Origin of the sequence: Marinobacter shengliensis (genome assembly GCF_003007715.1) — a bacterium.
Lineage (GTDB): Bacteria > Pseudomonadota > Gammaproteobacteria > Pseudomonadales > Oleiphilaceae > Marinobacter > Marinobacter shengliensis.
In genome coordinates, this window is record NZ_PXNO01000021.1 from 297,540 (window position 1) to 317,530 (window position 19,991).

General features: G+C 57.8%; 22 protein-coding genes. 9 read left to right on the forward strand and 13 right to left on the reverse strand.

Features of this window, described 5'->3' with window-relative positions; genetic code table 11:
• The first annotated feature begins 6 nt into the window (after nt 1–6).
• The 7 genes from dmpG (at nt 7) to C7H10_RS07495 (ending at nt 4,992) form a co-directional block, all read left to right on the forward strand.
• Entirely contained in the window at nt 7–1,044 is a 1,038-nt protein-coding gene (gene dmpG / locus C7H10_RS07465; protein ID WP_106694364.1) for a 4-hydroxy-2-oxovalerate aldolase, read from the forward strand.
• Entirely contained in the window at nt 1,041–1,835 is a 795-nt protein-coding gene (gene dmpH / locus C7H10_RS07470) for a 2-oxo-3-hexenedioate decarboxylase (RefSeq protein ID WP_106694365.1), read from the forward strand. Before dmpG ends, dmpH begins: the two co-directional genes overlap by 4 nt.
• A 9-nt stretch (nt 1,836–1,844) precedes the next feature.
• Nucleotides 1,845–2,036, forward strand: coding sequence for a 2-hydroxymuconate tautomerase (locus tag C7H10_RS07475; protein WP_027951160.1), 192 nt, complete (start codon nt 1,845–1,847; stop codon nt 2,034–2,036).
• Between the two features lie 37 nt (nt 2,037–2,073).
• Nucleotides 2,074–2,760, forward strand: a complete 687-nt coding sequence (locus tag C7H10_RS07480; protein ID WP_106694366.1) for a hypothetical protein — start codon at nt 2,074–2,076, stop codon at nt 2,758–2,760.
• A 5-nt stretch (nt 2,761–2,765) separates the two neighbouring features.
• The gene (locus tag C7H10_RS07485; RefSeq protein WP_106694367.1) at nt 2,766–3,209 is read left to right on the forward strand and encodes a GlcG/HbpS family heme-binding protein; all 444 of its coding nucleotides are present in this window, start codon (nt 2,766–2,768) and stop codon (nt 3,207–3,209) included.
• 79 nt (nt 3,210–3,288) lie between these two features.
• Complete coding sequence (locus C7H10_RS07490) at nt 3,289–4,233, forward strand: ketopantoate reductase family protein (protein WP_244178217.1); 945 nt, start codon at nt 3,289–3,291, stop codon at nt 4,231–4,233.
• Between the two features lie 9 nt (nt 4,234–4,242).
• A complete protein-coding gene (locus tag C7H10_RS07495; protein ID WP_106694368.1) occupies nt 4,243–4,992 on the forward strand; it encodes a fructosamine kinase family protein in 750 nt (249 codons plus the stop codon).
• Between the two features lie 72 nt (nt 4,993–5,064).
• Here C7H10_RS07495 and C7H10_RS07500 read toward each other — a convergent pair whose 3' ends face one another.
• The 4 genes from C7H10_RS07500 to C7H10_RS07515 all read right to left on the reverse strand — a co-directional run bounded on the left by C7H10_RS07500 (nt 5,065) and on the right by C7H10_RS07515 (nt 9,255).
• Nucleotides 5,065–5,949: a mechanosensitive ion channel family protein gene (locus C7H10_RS07500; RefSeq protein WP_106694369.1), complete on the reverse strand. Its 885-nt coding sequence runs from the start codon at nt 5,947–5,949 to the stop codon at nt 5,065–5,067.
• A gap of 56 nt (nt 5,950–6,005) precedes the next feature.
• Nucleotides 6,006–7,319, reverse strand: a complete 1,314-nt coding sequence (locus C7H10_RS07505) for a peptidoglycan DD-metalloendopeptidase family protein (RefSeq protein ID WP_244178218.1) — start codon at nt 7,317–7,319, stop codon at nt 6,006–6,008.
• Nucleotides 7,320–7,449: 130 nt separating this feature from the next.
• Entirely contained in the window at nt 7,450–8,859 is a 1,410-nt protein-coding gene (locus C7H10_RS07510; protein WP_106694370.1) for a cytochrome P450, read from the reverse strand.
• A 75-nt stretch (nt 8,860–8,934) separates the two neighbouring features.
• Complete coding sequence (locus C7H10_RS07515) at nt 8,935–9,255, reverse strand: 2Fe-2S iron-sulfur cluster-binding protein (protein ID WP_106694371.1); 321 nt, start codon at nt 9,253–9,255, stop codon at nt 8,935–8,937.
• Between the two features lie 159 nt (nt 9,256–9,414).
• Between C7H10_RS07515 and cypR the strand changes: the two genes are divergently transcribed.
• Nucleotides 9,415–10,452 carry a transcriptional regulator CypR gene (gene cypR / locus C7H10_RS07520; protein ID WP_106694372.1) on the forward strand — a complete coding sequence of 346 codons (1,038 nt, stop codon included), beginning with the start codon at nt 9,415–9,417 and terminating at the stop codon, nt 10,450–10,452.
• A 30-nt stretch (nt 10,453–10,482) separates the two neighbouring features.
• Here cypR and C7H10_RS07525 read toward each other — a convergent pair whose 3' ends face one another.
• The 9 genes from C7H10_RS07525 to C7H10_RS07560 all read right to left on the reverse strand — a co-directional run bounded on the left by C7H10_RS07525 (nt 10,483) and on the right by C7H10_RS07560 (nt 17,847).
• Complete coding sequence (locus C7H10_RS07525) at nt 10,483–10,722, reverse strand: sulfurtransferase TusA family protein (protein ID WP_106694373.1); 240 nt, start codon at nt 10,720–10,722, stop codon at nt 10,483–10,485.
• Entirely contained in the window at nt 10,715–10,840 is a 126-nt protein-coding gene (locus C7H10_RS19415) for a hypothetical protein (protein WP_264754036.1), read from the reverse strand. Before C7H10_RS19415 ends, C7H10_RS07525 begins: the two co-directional genes overlap by 8 nt.
• The gene (locus tag C7H10_RS07530; protein WP_106694374.1) at nt 10,837–12,009 is read right to left on the reverse strand and encodes a formate dehydrogenase subunit gamma; all 1,173 of its coding nucleotides are present in this window, start codon (nt 12,007–12,009) and stop codon (nt 10,837–10,839) included. The genes C7H10_RS19415 and C7H10_RS07530 overlap by 4 nt, the downstream gene beginning before the upstream one ends.
• 85 nt (nt 12,010–12,094) lie before the next feature.
• Nucleotides 12,095–12,703, reverse strand: coding sequence for a formate dehydrogenase FDH3 subunit beta (fdh3B, locus tag C7H10_RS07535; RefSeq protein ID WP_058092956.1), 609 nt, complete (start codon nt 12,701–12,703; stop codon nt 12,095–12,097).
• A gap of 15 nt (nt 12,704–12,718) precedes the next feature.
• Nucleotides 12,719–15,604: a formate dehydrogenase subunit alpha gene (locus C7H10_RS07540; RefSeq protein ID WP_106694375.1), complete on the reverse strand. Its 2,886-nt coding sequence runs from the start codon at nt 15,602–15,604 to the stop codon at nt 12,719–12,721.
• Nucleotides 15,605–15,693: 89 nt separating this feature from the next.
• Nucleotides 15,694–15,882 carry a hypothetical protein gene (locus C7H10_RS07545; RefSeq protein ID WP_106694376.1) on the reverse strand — a complete coding sequence of 63 codons (189 nt, stop codon included), beginning with the start codon at nt 15,880–15,882 and terminating at the stop codon, nt 15,694–15,696.
• Nucleotides 15,883–15,923: 41 nt separating this feature from the next.
• Nucleotides 15,924–16,535, reverse strand: a complete 612-nt coding sequence (locus C7H10_RS07550) for a TorD/DmsD family molecular chaperone (RefSeq protein ID WP_061333166.1) — start codon at nt 16,533–16,535, stop codon at nt 15,924–15,926.
• A 107-nt stretch (nt 16,536–16,642) separates the two neighbouring features.
• On the reverse strand, nt 16,643–17,269 hold the full coding sequence (locus C7H10_RS07555; RefSeq protein WP_061333165.1) for a DUF3306 domain-containing protein: 627 nt from the start codon (nt 17,267–17,269) through the stop codon (nt 16,643–16,645).
• On the reverse strand, nt 17,269–17,847 hold the full coding sequence (locus C7H10_RS07560) for a DUF3305 domain-containing protein (protein WP_106694377.1): 579 nt from the start codon (nt 17,845–17,847) through the stop codon (nt 17,269–17,271). Before C7H10_RS07560 ends, C7H10_RS07555 begins: the two co-directional genes overlap by 1 nt.
• 152 nt (nt 17,848–17,999) lie before the next feature.
• On the opposite strand from C7H10_RS07560, the gene C7H10_RS07565 reads away from it, so the two are divergent.
• Complete coding sequence (locus C7H10_RS07565) at nt 18,000–19,979, forward strand: 4Fe-4S binding protein (protein ID WP_106694378.1); 1,980 nt, start codon at nt 18,000–18,002, stop codon at nt 19,977–19,979.
• The last annotated feature ends 12 nt before the right edge of the window (nt 19,980–19,991 follow it).

Genomic DNA, 19,991 nt, shown 5'->3' on the forward strand with positions numbered 1-19,991 from the left:
TGAATCATGACCTTTAACCCTGGTAAAAAACTCTACATCTCCGACGTGACCCTGCGCGACGGCAGCCACGCCATCCGCCACCAGTACTCGATCAAGAACGTGCAAGACATCGCCCGCGCCCTGGACAAGGCCAAGGTGGATTCCATCGAAGTCGCCCACGGCGATGGCCTGCAAGGTTCCAGCTTCAACTACGGCTTCGGCGCCCACACCGACCTGGAGTGGATCGAAGCCGTGGCAGAAGTGATCGAGCATGCCCAGATCGCGACCCTGCTGCTGCCCGGCATCGGTACCGTTCACGACCTGGACAACGCCTACAAGGCGGGCGCCCGCATCGTACGCGTGGCAACTCACTGCACCGAAGCGGATGTCTCCAAACAGCATATCGAGCACGCCAGAAAGCTGGGCATGGACACCGTCGGCTTCCTGATGATGAGCCATATGCAGACCCCGCAGGGCCTGGCCGAACAGGCAAAACTGATGGAAGACTACGGCGCCACCTGCCTCTATGTGGTCGACTCCGGCGGTGCCATGAACATGAACGATATTCGTGACCGCTTCCGCGCCCTGAAAGACGTACTCAAGCCGGAAACCCAGACCGGTATCCACGCCCACCACAACCTGGCCCTGGGTGTGGCCAACTCCATGGTCGCCGTGGAAGAAGGATGTGACCGCATCGACGCCAGCCTCTCCGGCATGGGTGCCGGCGCCGGTAACGCGCCGCTGGAAGTGTGCATTGCCGCCTTCGACAAGCTGGGCTGGAATCACGGCACCGACGTGTACGCCCTGATGGACGCGGCTGATGACATCGTGCGCCCGTTGCAGGACCGCCCGGTGCGTGTGGACCGTGAAACCCTGGCGCTGGGCTATGCCGGCGTGTACTCCAGCTTCCTGCGCCATTCCGAAGTGGCTGCACAGAAGTATGGCCTGAAGACCGTGGATATTCTCGTTGAACTGGGCAAGCGCCGAATGGTGGGTGGCCAGGAAGACATGATCGTGGACGTGGCGCTGGACCTGCTGAAGGCGCAAGAGGAGCAAAAAGCATGAGCAAGACCCTGAGCAATGACCAGATGCTGGCCCTGGCCGAGCACGTAGAAAACGCCGAATTGAACGCCCACGACATCACCAAGGTCACCAACGATTACCCGGATATGACCTTTGAAGACGCCTACGACGTGCAGTGGGAAATCCGCCGTCGCAAGGAGGCCCGTGGTAACAAGGTGGTCGGCATGAAGATGGGCCTGACCTCCTGGGCCAAGATGGCCCAGATGGGCGTGGAAACCCCCATCTACGGATTCCTGGCGGATTACTTCAGCGTGCCGGACGGCGGTGTGGTCAACACCAAGGAGCTGATCCACCCGAAAATCGAAGCCGAGATCGCCTTTGTGACCAAGGCGCCTCTGCACGGCCCGGGTTGTCACATCGGTGACGTCCTGGCTGCCACCGACTTTGTGATTCCGGCGGTGGAAGTGATCGATTCCCGCTACGAGAACTTCAAGTTTGACCTGGTGAGCGTGGTCGCTGACAACGCTTCCTCCAGCCGGTTTATCACCGGCGGAACCATGTCGAATATTGCCGACCTGGACCTGAAAACCCTGGGTGTTGTGGTTGAAAAGAACGGTGAGATTGTCGACGTCGGCGCCGGCGCTGCGGTCCTGGGTCATCCCGCCTCCAGCGTGGCCATGCTGGCCAACCTGCTGGCTGAGCGCGGTGAGCACATCCCGGCCGGTACCTTCATCATGACAGGAGGCATCACCGCGGCGATTACGGTGGAAGCCGGTGACAACATCAGCGTTCGGTACCAGGGCCTGGGAACAGTCACGGCCCGGTTCGCATAAGGAGGTTTTATGCCCGTTGCTCAAATCAACATTCTGGAAGGCCGTACGGACGAGCAGAAGGAGATGCTGATCCACGAGGTGACAGACGCCATTGTCCGCTCTCTCGGAGCGCCGGTTGAAAGTGTTCGTGTCATTCTCAACGAAATGCCCAAGCAACATTTCGGCATCGGCGGGCAGTCAGCAAAAAAGCTGGGGCGATAAGCCCCGGCAATTCCGCCGTCTTATTAGGAGAAGACACATGACAAAACTTCCGGTGTTATTTGTCTCCTGTGACGCTGACAGCATCCGGTCCCGGGAACAGACCTGTTCCGGGCCTGCCCGGATGATCTGGGGCAAGCAGTACAAAAGCGTGGTGGTGATCAGCTCCCGTGCCGATCAAAAAGCCCCGGAAATCCTGCAGCTTAAAGGCCACGGAGGCACCGCTGGCAGGATAAAGGTCCTGCTCTCAGACCAGGGTTTTGAGCCGGAAGTGCATTCACGGGATGTCTCGAGCCGGCACCAGTTGTTCCGGGTGCTTCTGGCAGAGGAGCCCGGGGAGTTAACGGAGCTGATCCTTAATACCGGTATGAGTGAGCTTGAATACCGGCGAGTCGGACGTTGTCTGGAGGTGCTTCGGGAACAGGATGTCCTTTTAATCTGCCTTGATGACAAGGCCTGCCATAGAGAAGCGGACGGTATTTCCCTGCATGACCGGCATTTACGGGAGCTACTCAACGCCTGGGCACAGGATCAGCAGTGGGGGGCCGTGATGTCATTCAAGGGAGATGCTGCGGGCTCCGCCCAGAATAATCGCCTGGATGACCCGACGGTGTGCCTGCTCAATGCCGCGTTTACCCTGGGGGGCTCGCAGTTTCCCCAACGGATGTTCAGCAGTGGAATGAACAATGCGGCACAGATGCTGTCCGGATTTGGCTGGATGAGATAGCAACCATGAATGACAATCAGCAATTCACACTCGTACAACCCTCGTTTTCTATGACTGAGCAAGCGTCGTTAAGCCTGCTCCAGGCTGCCGTCAACAAGGCGAGTGGGCTGGGCATCAAGGCGACGGTATCAATTGTGGATACGTCCGGGCGCCAGTTGGCGTTCATTAAAATGGCCGGGTCGTTCCTGGTGTCCTCCGAACTGGCTCGGAAAAAAGCCACCACGGCCGCAGGTATGGGCGTTAACACGGTTGATCTGGAAAATATGCTCGCGTCGGCTCCCGCGAGAGTGCTTGAAGGCCTCACCAAGGCCGGTGAATTCACCGTGATTGGCGGCGGCGTGCCGCTGTACTGGGAAGGCGTTCTGGTAGGCGGCATTGGGGTATCTGGTGGCAGTGAAGATGAGGACATTGAATGCGCCCTTTCTGCAGCGGAGGTCCTCGCGAGCTGACGGCGCTGCGGGCCTGATATACTCTGGGCTGCTGTCCCTGAACGCTCTCTGACCAACGCCCTGACTGATCGAGGTTGCCGTGGTTGCTTTGAAGATTCTGATGATCGGTGCTGGTGGCATCGGAGGTTACTACGCCGCAAGGTTGGCTGACGCCGGTCACCAGGTTGTGCTGACGGCCCGTGGCGATCACCTTGAGGCATTGAGAGCAAAAGGCCTGACCGTAGATTATCAAGGGCAGGTTCTCCAGCATCGCCTCCCGGCCTGCGATCATCAGGAGCTCATTCGGGATTACCACCCGAATGATTTTGATCTGGTTGCCATTGCCCTCAAATCGACGGCGACCGGTGCCTTGATGACGGAGCTTTCTGACTGGCTGTGTGCAGGCTCCGTTCCGGTGCTGTCTCTCCAGAATGGTATTGATAATGAACCCCTGATTGCCGAGGTGGTGGGCGAAGAACGTGTGCTCGGCGGCCTTGCGGTGCGCATTGGCGGCCACATAACCGAGCCGGGCAAGGTGTTCGCCGAAGGCGTGGCCCAGATCGTGATGGGCGCCTGGCCCATACCAAAAACTGACGACCTACGAGTGGAACTGCTCAAGACTTTGGCGTTGGCTTTTAACGAGGCGGGCATTCCCACCACCGTATCGGAAAACATCCGGTACGAACTCTGGCGCAAGCTGGTCATCAACAATGGAGTTAATCCGTTGTCAGCGCTCACTCATCTGGATACCCGCAGCCTGACTCATCACCCGGAGTTCGGCAAAGTGGTCTACGGCATGATGGCGGAAACGGTTAAGGCATCGGAAGCAGACGGGGTGAACCTGACACGGCAAGACCTGGATGACATGTTCGAGCTGATCAGCAACTTCAACGCCATCAAAACCTCCATGCTGGTGGACAACGAAAAAGGCCGTCCGCTGGAGCTGGACAGCATCGCCGGGGCCGTGCTGCGCCGGTGTGCGCAACTGGGTGTGGATGCGCCGTATACCTTTACTGTGAATGCCTTGCTGCGCCAGCAGCAATAGGGCGACGTTATGTTTGTCAAAACCAACACCACCGGCTTTGCCGATGCATTAACCTGTGAGGCGGAGGGGCTGGAAAGCCTTCGCGAAGTGTTGGTGCAGGTTGGTGTGGAGCATCTGAGAATTCCGCAAGTGGCTGAGGTCGATCAGTACAAGCTGGTGATGACCCAGATCGTGTCGGTTGCTCCGGACGAAAGGGGCCAGGCCCTGCTCGGTGAGGGCCTGGCCCGACTTCACCAGCAAGAGCGGGAACACTACGGCTGGGGCCGGGATAATTATATCGGTCTGTCACCACAGCCCAACGGGCTAACGGAATCCTGGGGGCAGTTCTTTGTCGACTATCGACTCCGGTACCAGGTCAGCCGGATTGCTGATCCGGTTATTAGAGAAAGATTTCAACGCGTTGTTGACCAAAGTAGCGCTGCGCTTACCCGCTGGCTGGACAGTCACTGCAAGCACCCCAGCCTTCTGCATGGTGATTTGTGGCGTGGCAATGTGTTGTTCGATCACGACGGCCCCTGGCTGATTGACCCTGCGGTCTATCAGGGTGACCGGGAAGCGGATATCGCAATGACAGAAATGTTTGGCGGCTTCGGTGCGGCCTTCTATCGCGCTTATGACAGTGTTTATCCTCGCTCGGAGGTCTATACCACCAAGCGCGAGATCTACAACCTCTACCATTACCTGAATCACTACAACCTGTTTGGTGCCGGTTATCTGGGGGGATGCGAACGGGGTATGAAGGTAGTTGCGAGGATCTGACCAGCAGACGCAACAACTGCGAGCAGATCAAAACGATAAGGTTCGACTACTTTTGACAACTGGAAGGTTCAATTATTCCTTCGTGGGTTCGCTTGGTTCGGGCTCAGCTTTCTTGGCAGAAAAATCATTGTTCAGAAAAACCTCTGACAGAATGGCCTGCTCGATATAACTGCGTTGCCCAGTGCGGGTGGGTAATCGGACGGTTAGGTGAATCTCTCCGGCGGCGGGAGCCTGGATAGTGACTCTGGGATCGACAGAGGGCACTTCCAGTCCTCGGGCCGTACCCACTTTGCTCATGTATTTGCGAGCGGTATCCAGGTACGACTCGCAGTGGCGGTTTGCGGCATTTAACAGGGCCTCCCGGGCCGCTGGCCAGTTGTCTTCACGTTTGAACGGCACAGTAAAAACGTGGAAATCCCAGTGGTCGGTGAAGCTCTCATTGGTGACTGGCTCCGATACAAACAACGCATTGGGCAACACGATCATGCGCCCGGTGCGCTGATGGCTGGCCTTGCCGGGCCCAACTTCCAGCAGTGTGGTGGTCAGCAGGGTCTGGTCGATCACATCACCCCGAAAATCCTTTACCTGAATACGATCGCCAATGCTGAATGAGCCGGCACCGCCTTTGAGAATGGAGCCGGACACACAAAGAATCAGTTCCTTGGTGGCCACCACAAACGCTACCGCGATGGCGACGATCGACAGCGCCAGGGAACGAAGCTGCTCGCCCCAGATAAAGACCAGGCCGAACACCGCCAGTAACACCAGTGCATTTCGGGAATTGACCAAGAGCCGGCCACGCAGCTCAGATGACGCCACGTTGCGCCGGATAACCCCTGCGATGACAACCCTCAGGGCAATCACACCAAGGATCAGGAGTGTGGTGCTGATTAGCAGTGGTAAGGCCGACTCCGGCAGGCTGAGGTTGTCTGGAAACCAGGCCAGGCTCTCGGGCATAGCTAGTATCCTTGGGCTATAAGCGGTTGATGGTTACCCGTGCTGAATGGTCGGGTTCACTCAAACGAAACCCGAGCACCCGCCAACATCAGATTCGAACGGCTACCCGCCCGCTCCATAACAGCGAGTTTGTAGGAAGCGTCCTCTTTGAACGCTTTGGCGTGTTCACTGGGGATGTCCGCTGCGGTAGGTATATCTGCCTTCAGAGGATTCACTGGCCGTCCATTCACATGCAGCTCAAAATGCAGGTGAGGGCCGGTGCTGCGCCCGGTGTTGCCAGACAGCGCAATTCTCTCACCCCGCTGAATGGACTGCCCTTTCTTGACCAGAATCTTGTGCAGATGCAGGTAACGGGTTTTGTAAGCGTTGCCGTGGTCGATGTCGATGTACTTGCCTGCGAAAGGATGGTTACCTACGCGCTGCACAATGCCATCGCCGGTACTGAAAATGGGGGTGCCAACGGGGGTGGCCAGATCAACGCCGTTGTGTGGGGCGATTCGCTTGGTGACCGGGTGCTTGCGGTTCGGATTGAAGTGGGAACTGACCCGGTAAGGCGTCTGGGTGGGCCAGCGGCGAAACGCGGGCAGCACACTTTTGCCGTTTTGGTCGTAGTAATTGCCGTCCTCAAACCGGAATGCGGTGTGTGTGCGGCTCCCCCGCTTCAGCGAAACCGCTTCAACCCGGGTTTTACCGGTGCTTTGATCATCGGTCATTTCATGGCTGATGATTACGGCAAACTGGTCGCCGGCACGTAAATCCCGCCGGAAATTCAGGCGGTGTTCAAGCAACTGGTTGACCGAGGCAATCTGGTGCGCGGTGAGCCCGGCTTTTACCGCAGAAACGTAGAAGCTGCCTTCAATGGAACCTCTTAGCACTTCAGACACCCAGTGAGTGTCTGCTTCCATCCGGCGGTATTCGAACTGGTCATCGTCTGTGCGGGTGTAGAAAACGGTGCGGGCGGAATCAAGCACAAGGGCAAGCTCGGTGAACCTGTCCTGATCGTCAAAGGTCAGCCGCAGCTGGGTGCCGGGTTGCAGGGTTTCCAGGGCCAGGTATTCCACATCCGTTTCCATGATTCTGTACAGATCAGACGTGGGTGCCCCGTAGCGGCTGAAAATACTGCTCAGGGTATCGCCGGGCTGAACTTCGTGGTGCTGGGTGCGGGTATCTGAACGGGATTCGGCAAGCGTATCGGGCAGCGTCTCAACGCTGGCAGAGGGATCTGTAGGGGTAACCAGGGGCTCAACCGGAAGGGCGGGTATCTTCGCGGATGAGCTTTGTGTGGACCAGAAGCTGGCGATCAACACCATGAGCACGGTGATGCCAAGCAGCACCTTGTGAGTTGGAGTGAATGCCTGTTGCTTTGCCATCGTTCAATAAACCCCGCTCGCCCTGAAACCGTTCCGACAAGCTTTAAACCTGATTGCGTACTGCACGCCCTGCGGGCCTGCTCCGAAAGCAGTTTAACAGGTGATGCCCATCCGGTGTTAACCCTCCTGGTCAGGGCTTGGCGGAGAGTTTTACCGTCATCGCACTGTAGCCGCGTACAAAATTGGACTGAACGTACTCGGGCTCTGCCAAAACTTCAATACGGTCAAAGCGTTTCAGTATTTCCTCCCATAAGATCCTGAGCTGCAATTCTGCCAGGCGGTTACCCATGCAGCGGTGCACGCCGAAACCGAAGGAAAGATGCTTACGCACGTTTTTCCGATCAATAATGAACTGGTCCGGGTCTTGCTCGAAGGCCCGCTCATCCCGATTGCCCGAGGCGTACCACATAACCACCTTGTCACCCTGTTTGATGGTCTGGCCGTTGAGTGTTACGTCCTGTTTGGCCACTCGGCGCATGTAGGCCAGGGGTGTTTGCCAGCGGATGATTTCCGACACCATATTGGGAATCAGCTCGGGATTCTGTTTGAGTTTTGTGAACTCGTCCGGAAACTGGTTAAGCGCCAGCACGCCGCCGGTCATGGAATTACGGGTGGTGTCGTTGCCGCCAATGATCAGCAGCACCATATTGCCCATAAACTCCATGGGGCGATTGATCATATCTCGGGTGTCCTCGTTGGCCAGCAGCAAGCTGATCAGATCGAATCCGGTTTCTTCGCCGGCCGCTTTCCGTGCCTCCTTTTCTCGCCACAACAACGACATCTGCTGCGCCATATCGGCGGCCGCCCGGAAAAACTCGTCACGGTTGGCGTGCCCTCCGGTGGATTCCGGGGCGCCGGAGGCCACATCCGACCAGTAAGCGAGTTTGTGACGTAGCTCGAAGGGGAAATCGAACAGGGTGGCCAGCATACGGGAAGTGAGTTCAACCGATACCCGTTGTACCCAGTCAAAGGGTTCGTCCACCGGCAGCTGGTCCAGCACATCGGCTGTGCGGCTGCGAATCAGCGCCTCCATTTGCGCCAGGTTTTTCGGTGCTACCACACCCTGCACAGCCTGGCGCTGGGCATCGTGCCTGGGTGGGTCCATGGCAATAAAGGTTTCGATTTCCAGCCCTTCAGGCTGGGGGCCAATGGAAATGATGGGCTCGGCGGAGAACAGGTCATGGCGGGTATCCACAAACATGATGTCCTCGTAGCGGGTGATCGACCAGAACGGGCCGAACGGGCTCTGTTTCTGGAAGTGCACCGGGCACTCATCCCGCAACCGCTTGAAATAGGAAACCCAGAGGCCTTGCCGGTACAGAAACGGATTGCTCAGGTCGATGTCTTGTAACGCAAGAGTGGATACATCGGGTAATGGGACTTCATTGAACACCGGCACTTCGCGGCTCCTGCCGGTACGCTGCTTGATGCTCTGAATAGCATGAGCGCCACGGACTTGCCAATGAACAGGAATAACCGCCGCAGCCTTATCCATAACCGGCTTCAGGGCAGGCTCAATCAGTGAATTCAGCAGGTTCATAGGATACCTCGGTTAACACAGTTGTTTCGTTATTGCCGGCGCGGGTAAGCCGACATGCAGCAGAGTTCTTGTGGATTACATCTGAAACTCGGGCAGGCGCACGATCAGGCCATCCAGGGCCTCCGAGACGGTGATCTGACAAGACAGGCGTGAGGTATCGGCTTTTTCGGGCGTGAGACCCAGCATGCCCTGCTCATCGGCGTTGATGTTGCCGGTGGCCTGAATCCAGTCGTGATCAACAATTACATGGCAGGTGCCACAGGCGCAGGCGCCGCCACAATCCGCGTCTATTCCCGGGATGCCGTTATCAACGGCGGTCTGCATCAGCGTTTGGCCTGCGGCAATCTCGACCACATGTGCGGCACCGTTGTGTTCAATAAATGTAATCTGACCCATACGCGTTTCACCTCTGTTGTTTTTGGAGTGGTTTCAGTGGAAGCCAGATTACGATCAGCGATGTTCGGGTGGCAGGTCATTAATTGACAGCGAGGGGTCATTTAAAGACACTCAAGGTGTGCGCCGGTCTTCAGGCGCTCACTCAAGGACACAAGAATAATGATGCGCGACATTGACCTGAGCCAGCCGTGTATTCCCTCCAATTACAGCCGACTGATTGCCCGGGAGTTGGCTTTACAAACCCGCGATGTCCCGGATTTGCTGGCGATGACCCAGCTGACAGTGGATCAGTTTCTGCAGGAGGACACTCTGCTGACCCCGCAACAGCAATTGCAGATACTGGATAACAGTTTGCAGCTGGCTAATGACGATACCTTCGGATTGCGCCTGGGCCGGCGGCTGACGTCGCCTACCCACGGTGCCATGGGGTTTCTGGTCAACAGCAGCCCGGACCTGCTGACTGCCATTCGGGCTTTTCAGGTCTTCCTGCCAACCCGCATGAACCTGGCCCGCCTTGAGATGGCCGCCAGGGACAACTGGTTGGAGGTGACTTGCCGCTTTCATGTGGAATTGTCGGAATCACTTTTAAAGGTTCTGAGTGAGAGCTTTGCGGTGATCTTCTTTGATTGTGCGGAATTTATTGTGGGCCGACCGGTGGGGGAGGTGGTATGCGGGTTTCTGCACAAGGAGCCTGGGTACAGCCATTGCTACGCGGACTACATTCCGGGTTCGATAACGTTTGGCGCAACCTCACTCGCGCTGAACATTCCGCTCGACGTGTGCAAGGTGCCCAATGCGTCCGCCAACCATGAGAACTACATGATGGCGCTGAAGCAGTGTGAATGCATGCTGGCGCAATTGCAGTCCGACCGTGAGAGCTGCAAATACCGGGTACAGAAAATGATGCTGTCTCATCCGCCCGGGGTGTTGACTGAAGAAGAGGCCGCCGCCGCGCTGTTTATCTGCAAGCGCACGTTGGCGAGAAGATTGAAAGCGGAAGGCGCCAGTTTTCGGCAATTGAGAGACGGCATTTTGTCGCAGCAGGCGATAGGCTATCTGCGGGACAGCTCGGTGTCCGTCGAGGCCATTGCGGAGTTGCTGAATTATCACGACAGCGCGAATTTCCGGCGGGCATTCAAGCGGTGGTTTGGCGTTACACCGGACCAATATCGACGTCGTAGTGCATCGCAAACATGATCTGTGGCCAGAGGTATTGGGCGCTTTGCTTCAGGCCAGGCAAATACGATAACGAATGACGCCGTTATCTTCTTCGTGGACCGATTCAATCTGGTGGCCGGTGATCTCGCACAGGGCCTGCAAATCGCGGCGGCCACTGACGTCATCCGCCAGGAATTCCACCCGGGTGCCACTGGGCAGCCCCTGGGTGCGTTTCTTGAAGCGCAAAACCGGAAGCGGGCATACCAGACCGACAGCGTCGATCCGGTATACCTCTGCCTGGTCAGTCAAGGCGCACACTCGTGGAACTGCCTTGTTCCGCAGAGGACCAGCCAAACTGGTTCAGTACCACGGGCGCACAAAAGGCAATGACCAGGGCCACGACAAACGCGGCTGCCATAACTTTCATGATGAACCCCCTTTGCCTTGTTTCGCCTCAACCTCTTCTACCCACAGGTCGTGATGCTGGCGGGCCCATTCGCGGTCAACCTGGCCGTTGCCCATGGCATCAAACGCGCCTTCCATACCGACAGAGCCGATGTAGATGTGGGCGATGATGGCCACCATCATGGCGAACGCAACGATAGAGTGCCAGATGTTGGCGTACTGCATCTCTTCATGGGGCGTCAGCGCAGTCGGGAAGTCGGTACCGATAACACTGTTAATAACGCTGAAGGTGCCAGCGAACATGGGCATTTCAAACGGGAACAGCAGCGACAGGCCCGACAGGGACACCGAGACGCCCAGCAGCATCACCGTCCAGAAAATGATCTTCTGGCCGGCATTGAACTTCTTGGAGGAGGGGTGGGACTTGGTGAAGATGCCACCGCCCGCCTTGATCCACTGCCAGTCGAGCTTGTTGGGTATGTTGTGCGCGACCCACATGACGAAGGTCATGACCAGGCCCAGCATAAAGGCCCAGGCGACATTATTGTGCAACCACTTGGAACCCACGGCGAGGGTTGAATAGGCCTCGTGCCCAATCACGGGAATCAGGAAACTTCGCCCCATCAGCGTGATCAGGCCGGTCAGCGCCAGGGCGATAAACGACCCCGCCAATAACCAGTGGCCAAAGCGCTCGATGGCTTTGAATCGTTCGATCTTGGTGCCGGAAGGGCCGCCATCGATCATGATTTTGCCGCGAACAAAGTAGAACACTACCAGCAGCAGAATGATGCCCAGAAGGGCGCCACCGCCGTAAGTGATCATGGGGCCTTCCCGGAGCTTGTACCAGGGCATGCCGCCGTCCTGAATCAGCACATCAGCCCCCGGGCCCCTGGCCTGGGTTTTGATATCGCTCTGGTTGTAGCGGATGCCCCGCCAGACATCGGAGTCTGACACGCCGCCCCGGGTGCCCAGTTGCTCCGTGATCGGTTTGGCGTTGGCCGGGTTGCCGAGGTTTTCAGAACGGAACGACTCGTCCATTTTCAGCTGTTGCTGGCGAGCCATGATATCTTCGAGGGTTTGCGCGCCCCCGGTCGCGGTTCGATCAACCGCCGGGGCATCGCTTGCCCAGGCAGGATTAAAAAGCAGTGTCGCCATTGCAAGCAGGGCGGCACCCAATAGTTTTCGGTTCATGAGAGCGCTCCAGCGGAATGAACAAAAAGAATAAGTTATCCCGATCGATTCCGGAGCCCTGAGGCTCCGGAATCCACGGGTGAGCTTAAGCGCCCTTCTTCTCGTAAGCTGTGCCCCATCCCCAGGCGCCGGAACCGAAACCGCGGTTCACCACTCGCTGGCGATAGATGTCCGAAACCGTGTTGCCATCACCGGCCAACAGGGCTTTGGTTGAGCACATTTCCGCACAGAGCGGCAACTTGCCCTCTGCAATACGGTTGCGACCGTATTTGTTGAACTCCGTTGTTGAATGGTCTTCCTCAGGACCACCTGCACAGAACGTACACTTGTCCATCTTGCCCCGGCTGCCAAAGTTACCCGCCTGGGGGAACTGGGGCGCGCCGAAGGGGCAGGCGTAAAAGCAGTAGCCACACCCGATGCACAGGTCTTTGGAGTGCAGCACGATGCCGTCCGCCGTCTGGTAGAAGCAGTCGGTTGGGCAAACGGCCATACACGGCGCGTCTGAACAGTGCATGCAAGCTACCGAGATGGAACGCTCGCCTGGCTTGCCATCCTCGATGGTGACCACGCGGCGGCGGTTGATGCCCCAGGGGACTTCGTGCTCGTTCTTACAGGCTGTCACGCAAGCATTACATTCGATGCAGCGCTCGGCGTCACAAAGGAATTTTGCTCTTGCTTGTCCTTCAAGTGCCATGGTCTACACCTCTTGTTATGCTGGTTCGATGGCACACAGGGTGCACTTGGTCTCTTGCATCTGCGTGACCGAGTCGTACCCGTATGTCTGAACGGTGTTTGTGGATTCACCCAACACGATCGGATCGGCACCCTCAGGGTATTTATGCCGACGATCCTCGCCTTGCAGGTGACCGCCGAAGTGGAACGGCATGAAGGCCACGCCTTCGCCAACCCTTTCGGTAACCATTGCTTTTACCTTGATGCGCGCGCCCTCCGGGCCAGACACCCAGACATCCCTGCCATCGCGAATGTTCAAGTTATTGGCGTCGCGTGGATTCACCTCTATGAACATGTCTTGCTGGAGTTCTGCCAGCCAGGGGTTTGACCGGGTTTCGTCGCCGCCACCTTCGTATTCCACCAGTCGGCCAGAAGTCAGAATGATGGGGAAGTCCTTGCTGAAGTCGTTCTTCTGAATCGACTCGTACATGGTCGGCACACGCCAGAAGGTCTTGTCGGCGTAAGTCGGGTAGTCTTCCACCAGGTCGCGACGGTTGGTGTAAAGCGGTTCGCGGTGCAGTGGCACCGGGTCCGGGAAGTTCCAGACAATGGCGCGGGCCTTGGCGTTACCGAAGGGTGCGCACTCGTGCTTGATCGCCACACGCTGGATACCGCCAGACAGATCGGTTTTCCAGTTGGCTTCCGGTCCGCCAACCGCGTCGATGGCCGCACGCTCTTCGGCAGTTAGATCGCCGTCCCAGCCAAGGTCCATCAGCATCTGCATGGTGAATTCCGGGTAGCCGTCCTTGATTTCCGAATCCTTGGAGTAAACCCCTTCAGCCAGCAGGTTCTCACCGTTACGCTCAACACCAAATCGGGCCCGGAAGGTCAGGCCGCCCTTGGATACCGGCAACGACATATCGTACAGGTTGGCGGTGCCCGGATGGTTCATCTCCGGGGTACCCCAGCACGGCCATGGCAAACCATAGTAATCACCATCGCAGGGCCCACCCACTGCGCGCAGGGTGGTTTTGTCAAAGTGATGTTGATTGGCCATATGCAGCTTGAGCCGCTCAGGAGACTGGCCGGTATACCCGATGGTCCACATGCCACGGTTGAACTCGCGGGTGATGTCTTCAATTACCGGCTCGTCGCCTTCAATGGCGATGTTGCGGAACATACGATCAGTGAAGCCAAACTTGTCCGCAAACAGTTTGATGATTTCATGATCCACCTTGGAGTCGAACAGCGGCTCCATCACTTTCTCACGCCATTGCAATGAACGGTTGGAGGCGGTGACCGAACCCGTCGTTTCGAACTGCGTGGTTGTCGGCAGCAGGTAGGCGCCGTCTGTCCGGTCATGCAATACGGCAGACACGGTCGGGAAAGGATCCACCACAACCAGCAGGTCGAGTTTCTCCATGGCTTCCTTCATTTCCAGCATACGGGTCTGTGAGTTGGGTGCGTGGCCCCACAACACCATGGCTCGGGTGTTGTCCGGTTGTTCCAGGTTCTCCTTTGCTTCCAGAACGCCGTCAATCCAGCGAGACACTGGAATGCCTTTTTCATACATCATGGCGCGGGATTTTCCGTCTTTGTCCCAGGTGGCAAAACGACCTTTCAGCCAGTCCAGGTCCTCTTCCCAGACCCGCGCCCAGTGTGCCCAGGAACCGGCGGCAACGCCGTAATAGCCTGGCAGACTGTCGGCGACTACGCCGAAGTCGGTAGCGCCCTGCACGTTGTCGTGGCCACGGAAGATATTGGTGCCGCCACCGGTAACCCCCATGTTGCCCAGGGCCAGTTGCAGGATGCAGTAAGCGCGGGTGTTGTTGTTGCCATTGGTGTGCTGGGTGCCACCCATACACCAGATTACGGTACCCGGGCGGTTGTTGGCCAGGGTGCGGGCAACGCGCTCAAGTTGCGCGCCCGGAGTACCGGTGACGCGTTCAACCTCCTCCGGATTCCACTTCGCCACTTCGGCGCGGATGTCCTCCATGCCGTAAACGCGGGTGCGGATGAATTCCCGGTCTTCCCAGCCGTTTTCGAAGATGTGCCACAGGATGCCCCAGATCAGGGCAACGTCCGAACCCGGACGGAAGCGCACGTACTCGTCTGCGTGGGCGGCGGTGCGGGTAAAGCGCGGATCACACACAATCAGCGGTGCGTTGTTCTCTTCCTTGGCCTTCAGAATATGCAGCAAAGACACCGGGTGCGCTTCCGCCGGGTTGCCACCGATCAGGAAGATCGCCTTGGACTTGTGGATGTCGTTGTAGGAATTGGTCATGGCACCGTAACCCCAGGTGTTGGCTACGCCAGCAACCGTGGTGGAATGACAGATTCGGGCCTGGTGATCAACGTTATTGGTGCCCCAGTAAGCGGCGAACTTGCGGAACAGGTAGGCTTGTTCGTTGTTGTGCTTGGCGCTGCCGAGCCAGTACACGGAATCGGGGCCGCTTTCCTCGCGGATTTGCAGCATCTTGTCGCCGATTTCGTTGATGGCGTCTTCCCAGGAGATCTTACGCCACTCACCGTTGACCATTTTCATGGGCGACTTCAGGCGACGCTCGCCGTGGGCGTGCTCACGAACCGCCGCACCTTTGGCGCAGTGGGCGCCCAGGTTAAACGGGCTGTCCCAGCCGGGCTCCTGCCCGGTCCAGACGCCATTCTGGACTTCGGCTTCAACCGTGCAGCCGACCGAGCAGTGGGTACAGACGGATTTTTTACGAACGACTTCGCCGCCTCCCGTTGAGGGCGTTGACGCTTCTACCCGGGTTGTTGGCAGTGATAGTGCTGCCAGTCCACCTACCGTGATGCCCGAGGCCGCCAGGAAGCTACGACGGTCCATGGTTTTGGTAGCGAGGGATGAAAGTAAAGATCCAGCACGGGGGCCTTTCGCTACCCCGTTGGTTCTCTTCCTTAACATGTCGAATACCTCTCTCTTTTATTGTTCTCGTTTTCAGAAGGTGCGGTCATTCAAGAGCCTTTCGCAACCTTGAATGGCGTGCAGATTCGTTAAAAGCGAGCTGTTTCGAAGTACTTGCGTGTGTGATCTGTATCGCGCAGTCCGTTGCTCTTCGGGGCGTCCTTGACCACATCGGCCGCAGCGTTCGGTGCAACGGCCATCGCGACTGCAGCCGGGGCTGCAACGACCGCCATTCGCAGAAACTGGCGGCGGCTGTTTTGCTCATTTTGGTTGTCCATAGGACATCTCCACCTGTTTTGAGGGATCAGAGCGATCCCGGTTACTGGATTGCAAAGGCTTCTTCTTCTACGGTCATAAAGGCTCGACCCAGCGAGCCCACCGGTGCGTAGAAGATGGCGTTTTGCGCTTCCTCCAGATCGGTAAAAAATAATCGCGCCCACTTTGCCAGATGGGCTTCAAAAAAGGCTTTTTGCGAGGTTACGTCGCTCGCACCACCAAACTCGCCACTGATAATGCCTGCCATGATCTCGCACAGGATGCCCATGTGGTCTTCGGGCTCCTTTACGTCGTTACGGGTGCTGATGCCCCTGGATAAAAGATCGCTGCGTAAATTTGCCAGGGGCTTTTCGTTCAGGAATCCGGTGAGGTAATAGCTGGCGTAGGGCAGCAGCTCCCCGCGGGTGAGCCCCACGAACAGATTGTTGAACTCACGCTCGGCGTCCTCGGCCCTGGTGCGTTGTGCCAGAGCAGCGAGGTTCCGTGAGGCCGACCCGATGGGCGTATCGTCGCCCTGAAGCGTTGCCAAACCCTTGAGTAGCTCAGCCGAAGGCGGGTTGCTCAGCAGGCTGCCGAGCAACTGGTAAATCTGGGCCCTGGCGCGATCCTCTTCAGTGATCGAGCGAGGACATAGGCTTTCAGCGGTGTTGACCAAGTCTCGTTCCTTTACGTTGTTGTTTAATTTTTGTGCTATTCAGATTTATAGTCCCGAAAAGGCAAAGGCGCAACCAGTCTCGAGACATGTCGGATTTATGGTCGCTTCTACTCGAATCGCATCCTCGGTCGGTAGAGCGGAGCGGGTTCTGCCTCTTCCACCTCCGCTTCAGGCAGCGGCTGTCGTGGCGCGCTCGGTGGCTCAGCCGTATTCTGAATGTGCGGCTGTTCGGTTAGTGCTGCCGGTTCCGGAGGTTCAACGGGGTCAACGGGTTCCACGAGCTCCGCAATTCCAGAGTGACTCTTGGCAGGCGGCTTTGCTTGCTCAGCCTTCTTTGCGGTTTTGTCGAACATGCCCTGGCCGACCTTATACAGGGTCTTGACGGTTTGGCCGGCGGTGGCAGCGTTCGTGTAATCCTCGTCGTAGTCGTTCAGACCATCAAGCACGGCCAGGACGGGGTTCGATCTCCAGAGTGCACGCAGGGCTTTGCGGCGCAATAGTTCCGGGATCTCTTTGCGCATGAAGCCGGTAACGTCGGTGCCCAATTGGATTGCATCCGGATCGGGTAATCCATATTTCGCCAGAACCTCATGCTCGGGCAGGGTCTGATTGATCGCAAGCTCCTGCTCTTCAGCGGACGGTTCGTTTTCCACTGGTAAAGCGGGAGAGGCTTCAGTCTTGTGACTGTGCTCAGCTTTTTTGCGCGACCATCGTTGCAGGCGTGACTCTGTCATTACGGCACCCTCCGTTTTTTGAGGTTGGTGGGTGCGCGGTAAACGTCGCTCTGCTGGCGGATTCGTGGGTCGCCTTTGCCGTCTTCTTTGCCATCGACGCTTTTCTTGTCGCGACGGCGCTTCTTGAACGGTTCCTCAATGTAGTGCAGATCGATAAATTCCTTGATCCAGGCGGCCAGTGACTCGGGAATGGGCACGGGTTCAACAATGCTCTCGCCGCTGTCCAAAGCATCCTGCGCCTCATAGGCGCTGGCGGTGATATCACTGACAAACCACCCTGACGGAGATTGTCCGGATTGGTCCCGATCAAGGATGACCCAGACAGACGGGGTGATCATGTTCAGGGAGACAAGGTAGGCCTCTGCGTCGGCACGATACAGCTGCATGGTCACCGTGCCGGCGTGGTAATCCACCACCTCGCCCTCCCGGACCATTTCTTTCCAGAAAGCCTCCGGTGCACCAGGTATAACCGCAACCGGTGTCCAGATATGTCGGGCCCAGCGGGTGACCCCGGGGGTACGCCGAACCACCGCGCCGACCGGCAATTCTCGTTTCCAACTGTCCGTACGACTGCTCATGATGTTTCTCTTTCTTATTATCTCTTGAAGCTAGCAGAGCCAGAGCAATTATCCAATTATCCGATTGTCCAAGGCCAAACAGCTGTGGCATGCTCGAAGAGCCACGGTTGAAATCAATACGTACAAAAATAACTAAAAGAGTAATTTTCCTGATGACACCAACTAAAACCCTTCTTTTATGCACCTGCGAAAAAACGCAGTCCGTCAGCCCTGAAGCGTTGAAAGCGGCTTCGGCGGCCGGGCAGGTGATTGTTGTGGATGAGTTGTGTGGCAAGGACATGGCTACGGCCGCCGAACACTTGAGCGGTACTGGTGAAGTGCTCATTGCCTGCGGCCAGCAAGCGGCGTTATTCGAGCGCCTGGGTGAGGATGTGCAGGCGGAAGTGGGCCAGTCCGCGCCGTTGAGCACCATCGATATCCGGGACCGTGCCGGCTGGAGCGCGCCGGATGCCAATCCCAAACGTCTGCATGCCAAGCAGGCCGCGTTGATGGCCGGGGCGCAGCTGCCGGCGGCCATGGCGCCGGCAAAGCTCATCCAGTCCAGTGGCGTCTGCTGTATCGTTGGCCCAACCGACCAGGCCATCCGGATGGCGGAACTGGTGCAGGATGAGCTTGGCGTTACCTGCGTTGTGAGTGATGCCGGCCCTGTCCAGTTACCCTCCGCCAGGTACGACGTAGCCAGGGGTAAACTGACCTCGGCCAAAGGGGCGCTGGGCAACTTCGAGCTGGAATTTGCCCAGCTGCAAATGCTGAATCCGGCGGGCCGGGGTGCACCGGCCTATGGTGACGCAAAGGCCACGGCCCGCAGCGAGTGCGACATTTTTATCGATCTGCGGGGCGGTGCCCCGGCATTTCCACACTACCAGAAGCGCAACGGCTATTTCTGGGCTGATCCTGCCAAAAACGGTGAGCTGGAGCGCATTGCCCTGACCGCCAGAGAGCGGGTGGGTGAGTTTGAGAAAACCGTGTATTTCCGGCTGGAAGAATCCCTGTGCGCCCACTCGCGGGCGAACCAGCCCGGTTGTACCCGTTGCCTGGATGTCTGTTCCACCGAGGCAATCTTTTCCGCCGGCGACCACATTCAGATTGATTCCGATATCTGCGCCGGTTGCGGGACTTGTGCGGCGGTTTGTCCGACCTCCGCCATCACCATGAACGAAACCCCCTTTGAGTCGATTACCAAAGCTCTGGATGTGATGGCCAGGACCTACCGGGAGCACTCGGGCGAGGCACCACGGCTGGTGTTTCATTCCCTGGGTGCGGGCGCCGAGGCCATTGCCTACCTGGCCAGGTATCACGACGGGCTGGCGGACGACCTGATTCCGTTTGGCCTGGAGCAGATTGACCGCATAGGCCATGCAGAGATACTGGCGGCCTTTGGTGCGGGCTACGCCGAAGTGCTGATGCTGGCAGATAACGAACTGGATCGGCGGGCTGTCGCTGCCGAAGTGGAACTGGCCCAGGCCATGCTGGTGGGTACCCACAATTCCCCCAGCCGGATTCGGGTTATTGCCGCGGAACATCTCGGCGAAGCCGGTGACAATGCCGGCCGCCTGAGTGAACCTGTGTTGCTGGTGGGCGGCCGCCGGGATATCACCAGAGTTGCCGCCACCGCGATGGCAGACAAGATTGATGGGCCCATTCCCCTGCCGGCGGGCGCGCCCTACGGCGCCATCGAAATTGATTCAGACAAGTGCACGTTGTGCCTTGCCTGTGTATCCCTGTGCCCAACCGGCGCGCTTGGCGATCACCCGGACAGGCCGGAAGTCCAGTTCACCGAAAACGCCTGTGTGCAGTGCGGCGTCTGCGAAAGCACCTGTCCGGAAACCGCCATCACTCTGAAGCCACAGCTGGACCTGTCCAAGGCGGCGCTGAGCGCCCGCGCCCTGCACGGTGAAGATCCCTTCGAATGTATCCAGTGTGGTAAACCCTTCGGTGTTGCCAGCACCATTAACCGGATTGTTGAGAAGCTGGAAAACCAACACTGGATGTACACCAAGTCTGACAACGTCCAGCTTATCAAGATGTGCGACGATTGCCGGGTAAAGGCCCAGTTCCATGGCGACAGTGCGCCCATGGCCAGCGGTGAGCGGCCCCGGGTTCGCACCAGTGATGACTATCGCGACCACTAAATCTGATCGGGA